This is a genomic window from Allorhizobium undicola ORS 992 = ATCC 700741 (genome assembly GCF_000621665.1).
GTDB classification, from domain to species: Bacteria; Pseudomonadota; Alphaproteobacteria; order Rhizobiales; family Rhizobiaceae; genus Allorhizobium; species Allorhizobium undicola.
Genome location: NZ_JHXQ01000017.1, coordinates 33,760 through 46,302, shown reverse-complemented (window position 1 = coordinate 46,302; position 12,543 = coordinate 33,760). Strand labels below are relative to the sequence as shown.

At 59.7% G+C, this 12,543-nt stretch carries 8 protein-coding genes; 1 reads left to right on the top strand and 7 read right to left on the bottom strand.

Annotation, left to right across the window (positions count from 1 at the left end):
• Positions 1-11 precede the first annotated feature (11 nt).
• The 3 genes from T424_RS0114610 to T424_RS0114600 are packed head-to-tail and all read right to left on the bottom strand — an operon-like array spanning position 12 to position 3,110.
• Entirely contained in the window at positions 12-1,181 is a 1,170-nt protein-coding gene (locus T424_RS0114610; protein WP_027488396.1) for a Gfo/Idh/MocA family protein, read from the bottom strand.
• A gap of 8 nt (positions 1,182-1,189) precedes the next feature.
• On the bottom strand, positions 1,190-2,089 hold the full coding sequence (iolE, locus tag T424_RS0114605) for a myo-inosose-2 dehydratase (protein WP_027488395.1): 900 nt from the start codon (positions 2,087-2,089) through the stop codon (positions 1,190-1,192).
• A 13-nt stretch (positions 2,090-2,102) separates the two neighbouring features.
• The gene (locus T424_RS0114600) at positions 2,103-3,110 is read right to left on the bottom strand and encodes a Gfo/Idh/MocA family protein (RefSeq protein ID WP_027488394.1); all 1,008 of its coding nucleotides are present in this window, start codon (positions 3,108-3,110) and stop codon (positions 2,103-2,105) included.
• 319 nt (positions 3,111-3,429) lie between these two features.
• Between T424_RS0114600 and T424_RS0114595 the strand changes: the two genes are divergently transcribed.
• The gene (locus tag T424_RS0114595; protein WP_037067837.1) at positions 3,430-4,443 is read left to right on the top strand and encodes a LacI family DNA-binding transcriptional regulator; all 1,014 of its coding nucleotides are present in this window, start codon (positions 3,430-3,432) and stop codon (positions 4,441-4,443) included.
• Between the two features lie 68 nt (positions 4,444-4,511).
• On the opposite strand, the gene T424_RS0114590 is transcribed toward T424_RS0114595, so the two are convergent.
• From T424_RS0114590 to T424_RS0114575, 4 genes are all read right to left on the bottom strand, one after another.
• Positions 4,512-7,259, bottom strand: coding sequence for an exo-rhamnogalacturonan lyase family protein (locus T424_RS0114590; protein WP_027488392.1), 2,748 nt, complete (start codon positions 7,257-7,259; stop codon positions 4,512-4,514).
• Positions 7,260-7,973: 714 nt separating this feature from the next.
• On the bottom strand, positions 7,974-10,331 hold the full coding sequence (locus T424_RS0114585) for a methyl-accepting chemotaxis protein (protein WP_027488391.1): 2,358 nt from the start codon (positions 10,329-10,331) through the stop codon (positions 7,974-7,976).
• Between the two features lie 214 nt (positions 10,332-10,545).
• The gene (locus T424_RS0114580) at positions 10,546-11,583 is read right to left on the bottom strand and encodes an L-idonate 5-dehydrogenase (protein ID WP_027488390.1); all 1,038 of its coding nucleotides are present in this window, start codon (positions 11,581-11,583) and stop codon (positions 10,546-10,548) included.
• Between the two features lie 10 nt (positions 11,584-11,593).
• Positions 11,594-12,541: a 2-hydroxyacid dehydrogenase gene (locus T424_RS0114575; protein ID WP_027488389.1), complete on the bottom strand. Its 948-nt coding sequence runs from the start codon at positions 12,539-12,541 to the stop codon at positions 11,594-11,596.
• Between the last annotated feature and the right edge of the window lie 2 nt (positions 12,542-12,543).

The following is a 12,543-nucleotide window of genomic DNA, read 5'->3' as shown; positions in this document are numbered from 1 at the left end:
CCTGTCTCCTCTCAAGCGTTGACTTTTTCCCAGGCGCCGGTTTCAACGCTGCGCTCCATCGCATCGATGATCCGTTCGTTCTGGAGGCCGAAGTCGAAATTCGGATAGCAATCGGCTTCATTGGCAATGCCTTGCAGAAGATCGAAGACCTCGATGACCTTCACATCGAAATAGCCAAGGCCGCCGCCTGCGAAATCGAAACCGAAGAAGCCGGAAAACTGCGGCACCTGCGATCCGGCATAGATGGTCTTGAAACCACGATCCGGCTTGGGATCGCCAAAACGGGAAATCTTCAACTCGTTGAAGCGCTCGCCATCCATGATGATCGTGCCCTCCGTTCCCGAGACTTCCCAGTAAATACCGAAAACCTTGCCAGCCGCAACGCGGCTTGCCTCGATGGTGCCGCCCGCCCCGGAGCGGAAGCGGATCAGCGCCTGGATCTGGTCTTCGTTTTCCACCGTGGCGCGCGGCGCGTCGGCAGCCGCTGCCGCGCCATAACCGGAACCACCCTGTGGAACGGGTCGCGTGGGGAAGAAGGTCTGCGTCTGGGCAATGGTGCTTTCCACATCGCCCATGAGATACTGGGCCACGGAAATCACGTGGCTGCCAAGGTCGCCGAGCGCGCCGGAACCGGCATCCTTGCGGGTGCAACGCCATGAAAACGGCAGATCGGGATCATTGAAAAAGCCCTGATCGAACCAGCCGCGAAAGCGCATCGGCGTTCCAATATCGCCGCGATCGATGATTTGCTTGGCGAGCATTGCCGCAGGCGTCTTGACGTTGTTGAAGGCCACCATGGTCTTCACGCCCCTGGCCTTTGCCGCAGCCGCCATTTCTTCTGCCTGCGGCAGGGTCACGGAAAGCGGCTTTTCGCAATAGACATGCTTACCGGCGGCAATCGCGGCCATGGCCATTTCATAGTGGAAGGAGTTTGGAGACGTGATGTCCACCACGTCCACTGCCGGATCGTTGACCAGCACGCGCCAGTCGCCGGTGGATTTTTCAAAGCCGAAACGGGCTGCCGCATCCGCCGCCAGGCTTTCATTGGCATCGGCCAGCATGTAGAGATGCGGGATGGCGGGAAGGTTGCGATAAAGCAGCCGGGCGCGGGCAAAAGCATCCGCATGGGCCTGCCCCATGAAGCCGGAACCGATCAGGCCGATATTCAAAGTCTTGCTCATGATGTTCCTCAAAACAGCGATGTGATGTGGTTGAAGGCGCGGGCCGTGGCGGCCCTGGGTTCGGCTTCGGGCTTTGTCGGATCCTGCTCGGCCTCGACGATCAGCCAGCCGCGATAACCACTCTTGCGCACGAAATCCGCGACAGGCGCAAAATCAACCGCCCCGTCGCCCGGAACGGTGAACATGCCGGAGCGCACCGCCTCGTTGAAGGTCTTGTCGCCGGAGCGAACCTCGGCCAGCCTTTCGGCCCGCACATCCTTGAGGTGGATATGGGTGACGAGATCGCCGAAACGCTCGAAAAGCAGCTGGTAATCGAAGCCACCGGCATAGGCATGGCCGGTATCCACCAGAAGTCCGCAGCGGGCGCGTTCGATCACCCGCGACACTTCGTCGAAGGTTTCCAGCACCATCATAAGATGGTGATGATAGGCAAGTTTGAGCCCGTATTCGCCCTCAAGCCTCCGGTCAAATTCCTTCAGCCGGTCGGCATAGACATTGGCTTCATCGATCGAAAGCGTAACGCGGTTCGACATGGGAAGATCAAGCGCCGCGCCCGGCGCCATGCGGCCCACCGGGCCGTAAACCATGACATTCGTGCCCATCTCTCTGAGAAGAACCGCATGGTCGCGCACCTCGGCCATCTCGGCATCCACCTCGCGCTCGGCAAGAAAGCCGGAATACCAGCCCGATGCCAGCGAGAGGCCATGCTTGTCCAGAAGCGGCTTCAGCTCTTCGGCCTTGCGTGGAAACTTGCGCCCAAGCTCGATGCCGGAAAAGCCATTCCCGGCTGCCTCGGAAAGGCAGGTTTCCAGCGGAATATGGCCGCCCAGTTCTTCAAGAACGTCATTGGTCCAGGACAGGGGCGAAACGCCAAGGCGCACGCCTGCGGGAAGCTTTGCTGTGTTCACGTTGAAATCTCGCTCAGGGTTTCCAGTCGGCAGACAGGCGCACCGGCGCGCCGGATGCAATCGATACCAGCGCGGCTTCCGCCAGACGCTGCGCCTCAAGGCCATCGCGAATGGTGGCCAGCGGCTTGGCGCCATCGCGGATCATGGCGATGAAATCCACCATCTCGCTGCGATAAGCGGCTTCGAAACGGCTGATGAAATAATCCATCGGCTGGGCGCGCAACTCGCCCGCGCTGCTGGCGATGCGAATATCCGTCTGCGGGCGATTGTCGATGAACAGAACCTCACGGGCACAATGGGCTTCCAGCCGCTGGTCGTAACCAAGCGGGCCGCGACGATTGTTCGACATCTGGATCATCGTGCCGGAAGCCGTAAGCATCGTCACCAGCAGGCTGTCAATATCGCCAGCCGCGCCAATTGCGCTGTCGATCTGGCAATTGCCGACGGCATAGACGGAAACGATCTCTTCGCCGCTCATATAGCGCGCCTGGTCGAAATCATGGATGGCCTGATCGCGCAACATGCCGCCGGAGACTTTCACATAGGACACCGGCGGCGGGCCGGGATCGCGGGTATGCATGACCAATTGTTCCAGCCTGCCGCTGCTTCCGCCAGCGATACGCTCCCGCACGGCGCGGAAATTGGGATCGTAGCGGCGCTGGAAGCCGAGCATGACCGGCACATCCGAGGCTTCGACGCGCTTCGCCACGGTTTCCGCCGTGGTAAAATCAAGGCTGATGGGCTTTTCGCAGAAAATCGCCTTGCGCTCGGCCACGGCCCGCAGCAAGAGATCGGCGTGGCTATCGGTGGAACTTGCCACCACCACACCCGTCAGCGCCGGATCGGCAAAGGCGGTGTCGGCATCGACGAGGCGGGCGCCGATTTTGGCAGCCAGCGCCTCGCAGGCGGCATTGGCGAAAGGATCGATAATATATTTCACCCGCACATCAGGAAGGGCGGCAAGGTTCAGTGCGTGGACCTGGCCGATACGGCCAGCGCCAAACAAGGCAAGTTCGATCATGGATACTCCTCCCGGTATTTAGGGCGCTTTTCGATCTGACTGAAAGAGATCGGCGCCCTACTGCATAATTCCTTAAATCGGAATCGATTTAAGGTGAAAATTATGCAGCAGCTTTAAAGTGTTACAGCGTCCTTTGTGCGTTTGATAAAACGTACGGCGCTGTAAGGTTTTCTTGTAGAAGCATAATCTTGCCGGTCCTCATCTCACTCCGGCCGGATCATGCTTTTACCCTTGCGTGGCAAAATAGGCTGGCCGCAGGGCGGAAAAAACGGCATTCTTGAAGAAATCTCTTCAAATTTTTTCCATGGGATCCGCACATATGGCACGCAAGACTACGGCAAGCGACGTCGCAAGGCTCGCTGGCGTTTCCGCCTCCACGGTCGATCGGGTGCTGAACAATCGCGGCGGCGTGACCGAAGCCCGCGAGAAGGCCGTGCTGGCGGCGGCAAGACAGCTGGGCCTTGACCGCGCCCTCAATCAGCGTGCCGCGCGGACGCTGCGGATCGCCGTGATGACGCAGCCCCCCTCCAATCCCTTTCACGCCGCGATACAGCGCGGCTTCGAACAGGCAAATCGCAGCTATCCGCAGTTCAACATGCAATTTCGCCTGCACCACATCGATCCCGCCCGCGGCGGGCAGACGGCGCGCCGCATTACCGGACTTGCCGCTAATCATGATGGAATTGTCATTGTCAGCGCCTATGACGCCGATATTGCGGCAGCGCTTTCCGTATTCACCGAAGCGGGCAAGCCGGTCATTACGCTGGCGACGGACATGCCGGGCCTTGAAAGCCACCGTTATATCGGCCCCGACAACTACAGCGCCGGACGGCTGGCCGGAACGTTGATGGGACGGTTTCTGGGCCGTGAAGGCGGCGCGGTCATGGCCATTGCCGGCATGTTCAACATGGTGGGCCAACAGGAGCGCGTCAGCGGTTTTCAGGCTGTGCTGCGCGAGCGGCACCCGGCCTGCCATATGGAAGCGGTGCAGGAAAGCCTTGAACAGGGCGAACGCGCTGGGGAACTTGTCTATCAGGCCCTGCGCCGCAATCCGTCGCTGCGCGGCGTCTACAATGCATCGGCAGGCGCACAGCCGGTGGTGGAGGCTCTCAAAGCGCTTGGGCGTCAGGATGTCGTCTTCATCACCCACGAATTGACACCGGAATATCGAAGCCTGCTGAAGGCGGGCCTGATCGACGCCATCATCGATCAGGATCCCGTCCAGGAGGTGCGCACAGCCGTGGAAACGCTGGGCGCGCATTTCGGGCGGGCAGAACAACCGCCCGCCTCCCTGATTACTCCGGTGCATATCCACCTGATCGAAAACTGCTGACTCAAAAGCGGAGCAGACTCTCTTGTCCCGTTGCGGCTCTCGCCGCAGACCCGGCACTCAACCGGCTATCAGGTCGCCGTTTCGGGAATGAGCACCGTCAATTGTATCGCATTCAACCCCCATTGGGCGGCATCATTGGTGGAAATCCCGACGATCTCATCCACCGGCTTCAACACGGAGTTCCCAGCTTTGCGCGAAGCGGGGTTGGAGGCCACGCGGTCGGGCCTGTCACCCTGACTGGCAAATTCCTCCCAGGCGCGTTTCGCCAGATCAGGCCGCTTGCGCATGACCGCCGCATAGGCCGTGAACCGGGCATGACCCTGGCGAAGGCCCCGCGGCTTCCACTCAGCCTTGGTCTTGCGCTGGAAGTCCTCGGCCGAGGCATTGTAATATTCGCAATAATCCAGCCATGCCTCGCGATAGGCAGGCACATCCACAAGCTCCAGCAACTCGGCATGAAGCTCGAACACCCCGAACGCGCCGTTGAGGTGGGCAATATCCACGCCACGCACCTGGCTGCGATAACGACCGCTGGCCAGCTCATAAAACCCCGTGCCCGCAAACCATTGATCCGGCAATGCCGCGATGGACTCCATGCCTGCCACCAGCCTGTCACGCCAGCGTGTGTCCCCCGTTCTTTCCCACTCCGCAAGCCAGGCCGAGGCCAGAGAACCCCAAACCGAGCCGAACGACATTTCCACCTGTCCCGCCGGAGGACGGGGCCGGGTGCCGCCCGGTGCCTCGACATCCGCCGTTTTGCGCTCGATGTCGATGTCGCCCAAGCGCTCCTCGGCCCCCAGCAACTCCCGCATGAGGTCGCCAGCCCGCTCATCTGCGGTCAGGAAATAATAGATACGCCGATAGGCGGCGTTGGAAATGCGCGGCTGCTTGGAGCTGTCAGCCCAATGCTGAACGCCGTGGCGGGTGCCGAGGCCTTTGAAACGGCCGGTATGATAGACATCCACTTCGCCGGTGTGGCGGCCCATGGCTTCGGCCATGCGAAACACATCCGCCCGTCCCGTCCGCAAATAAGAATACCAGAGCCAGAGATCGGTGGACAGCTCGCTGTTATCCCAGGCAAAACCACCAATATCATAGCGCCAGACATGCCGATCATTGTCATAGCTGTGCATGACATCGCCATAATCCCAAAATCCGTACCAGCGGCGCTGCTCGATCTGTCCGAGATAGAAGTCGATCTCGTTGCGGGCGCGGTCCTCGATCTTCGCCAGCGCCGGACTTGCCCTGTCGGGCGCTTTCCAGATGCCGAACACCCCGGCAGCCTGAAGGGAGGCACTGTCTGCAACAAGGCGCGGAGGCTTGGCCACCAGCGCCGACATGTTGGCCAGATCGTCGCGAGAAGGTGTCGCGGCGAGCGCCCAGATGCGAAACTCCGTCGTGCGCGCAATGCCCACCGGCGTGCCCCAGTCGGGCTGGTAATCCTCGTAGGTAATATCCAGCGCCTTGTTCTGAAGGTAATAATTCGTCTCGCCCAGCCCGTCATGATAAAAACGCATGTCCATGGGCGGCGCATCGGGTGCGTGATACCACATGGTAAAATCCGCCATGTCGCTCCCTGCCTTGCGAATGTCCAGACGAACCGGCGCGCGTTGCCAGAAGTCGCCAAGGCCAAAGGCCACGCCCCCTTGCGGCGAACCGCAGTAACCAAGGCCCGGTGCGCGGCCTGCCGTATCTGCCGTGATCCAGCCATGCCCTTCAGCGGTGCGCTTGCGGATCGTAAAGCCCTCGCTATTAGGCTGGGACAGGGTAAAATCACCCCAGGCGGGCACATATTGCAAGACATCGCGCACCTTGGGCGCCATGCTTGCCAGATCGGGCGTTGCCCGACCGGCGATCTGCGCCGCGCGAAACTCCTTGCCGGGGTCACGGCGCAAGCCCGTCAAAGGCCGCACGGCTTCTGCCCACAGGCCACCATTTTCCCCGCCAAACCGGATATGCCGGTCATGCAGGGCGCCCCGCATGGGAACCTGCCCGCGCAGGCCCAATCCGCGAATGAACGATTTGGCCGGATCCCCATCGAAAATCATGCTATGGACAATGCGTACGCATTGCGACCCGGCATGAAAATAAAGCCGAAGAGAGAAAGGAAGCCAGCCTGACCCCTCGCCGTCGCGGTGGTTGCCTTCAAGCCGCAGCACTGCCCGCAGCGGCCCATCCTGTTCTACGACCAGTGTTTCGATATGGCTTTCGTAAGCGGTGCGGCGGCTCACCGCCCCCGCCTCGTCATCAGGCTGATCCTGGGCCGTGGCCACCAGAGCGATCTCCGCCAGAACATGATTGCTGCCGATCGTGGCCGAACGGATCAGCGCAGGTCCACGGCCCGGCACATGCCAAACCACACCTGCACAGTTTACCGTAACACCCTCGCCCTTTTCGACGCGCAAGGAGGCACTGGCTGCTGCGACGTCGGGCTGGACGAGGCCGGGCTGAACAACGCCGCCGATTGCGGGCACCGTGCCTGCCGCAGCCGCATGACCGGTCCACTTGATCGAACCGTCCGGCCACCATCCCAGCGGCCAGCTTTGCAGACCTGCCACCGCACCGCTTTCCGTCACCAGACTATAGCCGTCCTTGGCATAGCGTGTTCCCCTTGGCCATGCCTGCCCCCAGCATTGCCCCTCATCCACAACGGGTGCTGTGCCATCCAGCCAACGGACACGAGCGCCGGGCGATTGAGCTTGCCCGGCCCCGGCCTGACCTGCCGCCTGCGTGGAACCAGAAAGGGAAATGCCGGCGGACAGCGCAGCTGTCGCGGTTGCTGCCAGCAATGTCCGGCGGCGAATGTGCGGTACCATTTTATCCTCCCGAATATGAAAATCAGCCAACTTCGGAGCAAATGGTCTGAGGGCAGACACTCCAATTCCTGCCCTCAACCTCTTCGAAGATGGCTCCTTAAAATCTTTCGTGAACTGTACCACCCATCTCTGGGTGCCCCGGCTCAACCTCCCGATGAATGCGTAAAAATCGGCTCCAGCCATTGCCGTGCCCGGATTGACCGGCCCACGGTTAAACTTACTACTGACATACTAGCATCAGATATGCACTTCGAATAGAGCTTAGCGTGTTTAAAAAACCGGCCGAAGGCAAACGCCGTTTTTTTGCAAGCGCCCAGCCGCTTTTCATCATTAAAGCGCCGAGCGTTTTATCAAACGCACGGCGCTGTAACACTTTAAATCTGCTGCATAATTTTCACCTTAAATCGATTCCGATTTAAGGAATTATGCAGTAGCGAAAACCCCGTGCCCCACTCACTCTGCGCCAGATTTTCGCTTGTTTAGATTCCGAAATAAGGAATTACCCAAGAACGCCCAGCAACCACGGACCGCCGATTTTTTGAAGGCCGGGGAAAAATGCAAAGGAGGCGAGGACGCTTGCGCATCCCCGCCTCCTTTATTTTCCGCCTCAGTAGACAAGCGTCTCAGCTTTACTAGCAAACACTGAGCCGGTCTGACGTTTATATTTGAGGAATATTCCCGGATTTCCCCGATTTTCTCGGATCGGACGACGCCTTAAAATTCCTCCCAGTTATCCATCTTGACCGCCAGTGCAGCCCCGCCACGACTGCTGACAGCCGGAGCACGCATGGGCCTGTTTACCGTTGCTGGCCGCTCGTTCACTGCTCTTGCCGGGGCTTGCGTGGCAAGCGGCGCACCAGCTATTGAGCCTGGTTTCTGATCACCTGTTTTGAAGCTCGCCAGAAGCTCGCCGAGCTTTGCCGATTCCCGCGCCAGACCAGCACTCGCGGCATTCATTTCCTCTACCATGGCGGCGTTCTGCTGTGTGGCCTGATCCATGTGGTTTACGGCGGTGTTCACCTCGCCCAGACCAACGGATTGCTCCTGCGCGGCGGTGGCAATGGCGTCCATATGCTGGTTGATGGCCTGCACAAGGTCGGCAATTTCCGTCAATCCCTTGCCGGTATCGTCCACCAGCTTCACGCCTTCGCCCACAGCCACGGCGGAGTTGGCGATCAGGGCCTTGATCTCCTTGGCGGCATTGGCCGAGCGCTGGGCAAGCTCGCGCACTTCCTGCGCGACAACGGCAAAGCCTTTGCCCGCTTCACCGGCACGCGCGGCTTCCACACCGGCATTCAACGCCAGAAGATTGGTCTGGAAGGCGATTTCGTCGATCACGCCGATGATCTGGCCGATCTGCTGCGAGGCCTGCTCGATGCGGCCCATGGCAGTGACGGCATTGCCGACGACTACGCCGGAATGCTCGGCCTTGGCGCGGGTGTTGCGCACGATGTCGCGGGCCTCGCCGGTGCGGTGGGTTGTCGCCTTTACATTGGCGGTGATTTCCTCAAGGGCGGCCGCCGTTTCTTCAAGCGAAGCGGCCTGCTGCTCCGTGCGCTTGGCAAGATTGTCGGAAGCACTGGAAATCTCGCTGCTGCCGCTCCGCACCACGCTGGCGGAATTGCCGACGGCCACCAATGCATCGCGCAATTGCGCGACAGAGGTGTTGAAGTCGTGACGCAAGGCCTCGAATTGCGGTGCAAACTGCTCCTGGATTTCACACAGCATATCGCCAGCGGCAAGACGCTTCAGACCGCTTGCCAAAGAGCCGGTCGCCTTGTTGAGACGGTCATTGGCCTCTTCTTCGGCCCGGCGCTGCAATTCGACGCGCTCGGCCTCCGAGCGGCGGCGATTGTCCTCGGCCTCTGCTTCAAGCTGGGCGTTGCGGATCGCGGCATCGCGAAACACCTGAACGGCACGGGCCATCTCACCGATTTCGTCCGACTTCTCCGCAAAGGGAATGGCTCGTTGCGTGTTGCCCTCTGCCAGCTGGTTCATCGAGAAGGTCAATGCGCCGATCGGCTTGGTGACACGGCGAACAATGATGGCAAGACCGGCGATGCTGACCGCCAGCACGACGGCAAGCAGACCGATAAAGAACACCAGGCTGGAAACCGCTTCAGCTTCGCGCGTCAGGGCTGCATCCTTCAGTGCGTTCACGGCCGCAACGGCCATGTTTGCAATGGTCACTTGCGCCGCACTATTGCCCGGCATCCACTCCTGCAACTCGACAGGAAGCGGCTGGCGATTGACGATCGCATCGAACACCTTGTTCTGGAGTTCCCACGTCTTGCCGGTGAAATAGGTTTCGGATGCCGTCTGGAAGCTCTTTTTAAGCTCCGGCGTTATCGCCGGATGCCCGATAATCGCCTCGACATTGCTCCAGTGCAGCAGCGATTGAGCACGATAGGAGATGATGTCGGAAATATCCTTGGTTGTAAGTTCCCGCGCCTTGGTGAAGGCAAGGTTCATCACCGTGGCCTCGTTGCCTGCCGATGCGCGGGCGCCCCAGGCAAAAGCACGAATATCGACAAAGGCAGCCATATCGCTGTCCATCGCCATGATCTCACGCTCGGCCGCGGCGGAGGCGCCTTCGAGGAGTGTCAGCGTGGCCTGGCCATTGCTCATCTGCATGGCATTCAGCTGTTTGTCACGGCTTTCCAAGGGCTTGGCAAACTCGGCATCGATCTTTGCCCGGTTTGCCTTGATATTCTGATAATCGAGCAAAGCCTTTTCGATCGGCGTCCGCACGCTCGGGGAGGAAAGATTTTCGAGAGCAGTTCTCAACTCAGCCGCGGCTTCATCGACGGCAGCGCGGAATTTCGGAACATCCTTGCCCACTTCCGGTGTTTTCTCGAGAGTGCTCAAAAACGTGGTGTTGGATCGACCGCGCTCGAGGCGATAATTCACCAGAAAATTGAAAACGGCCCGGTTGGCCTCCGCATAGGAAACGACATTTTGCTGATTTTTCATATGGCCATACGCAGTGTAGACCTCGCTACCGGCCATATAGGCGACCGTTACCCCCAGAAGGAGGAAAAGACTGATCAGAATTCTCTTGATGCTAAACATTTCGGGCCTCGCAATCGATAATTGCCAAGACTTGCTGCATCAATCATAAGAAATGTTTAAATTCCGAAGGTTTTTACATTTTTAAATATATATAGGAAATATATTTTTTAAGATATTCTGCAATCACTATATTATTCGTACTGCATATAAAAGAAAAATGCGCCACTACTTTTCGCAGCGGCGCACCATCTTTCAGCGCTCGCAACCGGCGCTCTCAAGTTCCGAAGGCAAGTTGCACCTTCATGGACCTGTTGCGATCAGCGGCTGTTTCGAAGGCTTCAACGGCATCGGAAAGCGGGAAGGTGGCGGTGAGCAAGGGTTTGAGATCGACACGGCGCTTGTTGATCAGGTCAACGGCCAGTCCGAACTCCTCGTGGAAGCGGAAGGTGCCCTTCATCTCGATTTCCTTGGCGACCACCATGTTCTGAGGAATGGTGACATCGCCGCCGAGGCCAAGCTGCACCAGCGTCGAAGCCGGTCGCAGCACTTCCAGTCCGGATCGTACCGCACGTTCATTGCCCGAGGCCTCGAAATGCACATCGAAATAGCCCTTGCCCTCCGCATAGGCGGCAAGCTGTTCGGGCGCCTCACCCACGTTGATGACGCGGTCGGCGCCCACGGAAAGCGCCATTTTCAGCACGCCATCCATCACATCGGTTGCGACTATCTCGCGCGCGCCATGGGCGCGGGCCGCAATGATTGCCAAGGCGCCGATTGGACCGCAGCCTGTCACCAGAACGCGCTTGTTGGTCAAGGCACCGGCCCGCTTCACAGCATGGAGCGTCACGGCGAAGGGTTCTGCCATGGCCGCCTCGTTTATAGAAACACCGGCATCAACCTTGTGGCACTGCCAGGCGTGGGCTACGAGGCGTTCGCGAAAGGCGCCCTGGATATGCGGCATCGGCATGGCAGAGCCGTAAAACCGCATGTTGAAGCAATGGTTCTGCTGGCCCCGCAGGCAGTATTCGCACTGGCTGCAAGGGCGGCTTGGGGAAACGGCCACCCGGTCGCCAACGGCAAGACCGGACACACCTGCACCGAGCGCCTTGATCGTGCCAGCCACTTCATGGCCAAGGATCATCGGCTCGCGCAGGCGCACCGCACCGAAGCCGCCATGATTGTAGTAATGCAGGTCCGAACCGCAAATGCCGCCGGCTTCTACCGCAACCTCCACTTCGCCGGGGCCGGGACTATCGGCCTCTCGCTCTTCGACACGCAGATCCTTCGCGGCATGAATGACTATGGCTTTCATGACGATCTCCTTAAATCACCGGGGTCGGCAGGGTTGCGCCAGCGAAATGCGCCGCCAGATTGTCGCGCACCAGTTTTCCCATAGCCTTGCGGGTTTCCACCGTGCCAGAGGCGTGATGCGGCTGCACCAGCACATTTTCAAGCGCCAGGAAGCGTGGATTGAGCTTCGGCTCGCCCTCGAACACGTCAAGCGCCGCAGAACCGAGCTTGCCTCCTTCAAGGGCGGCGAGCAACGCGTCCTCATCGATATTGGAAGCGCGGGAAATGTTGATGAGCATACCCTCCGGCCCCAGCGCCTCGATCACTTTGGCATTGACAATGTGGCGCGTGGCAGCGGACGCCGCCAGTGTCACGAAGAGGAAGTCCGCATGGCGGGCAAGCTCCACCGGATCGGCAATATAGGTCATGCCGTCGGCATAGGACTTTTCCGTGACATCGCTATAGGCGATGTCCATATCGAAGCCCTTCAGCCGCTTGGCGACTTCAAAACCAATGCGGCCAAGGCCGAGAACACCGGCCTTGCGGCCCCAGACACGCCGCTTGAGCGGATAAAGCCCCTTGGCCTCCCAACTCCCGTCGCGCACCCAGGTTTCAGCACCGATCATCCCGCGAGACTGAACCAGCATCATGGCGACCCCTAGATCGGCCACGTCATTGGTCAGCACATCCGGCGTGTTGGTCACGCGAATACCACGGTTGCGCGCCGCATCGAGGTTCACCGCATCGAAGCCGACCCCGTAAACCGAAATGATTTCAAGCTTTGGAAGGGCTGCAATAATTTCGGCAGAAGCCCCGAGTTCACCACGGGTGGCGATGGCGCGGATGGTGGCGGCATTGTCGCGGATGAAAGCGTCGCGATCGGCCGCTTCGTAAAGCTTGTGGACCGTATATTGCGCTTCAAGCTCCACCAGATCCCATTCCGGATAGGGGCCGATCAGCAGAATGTCCGGCTTGCTCATGT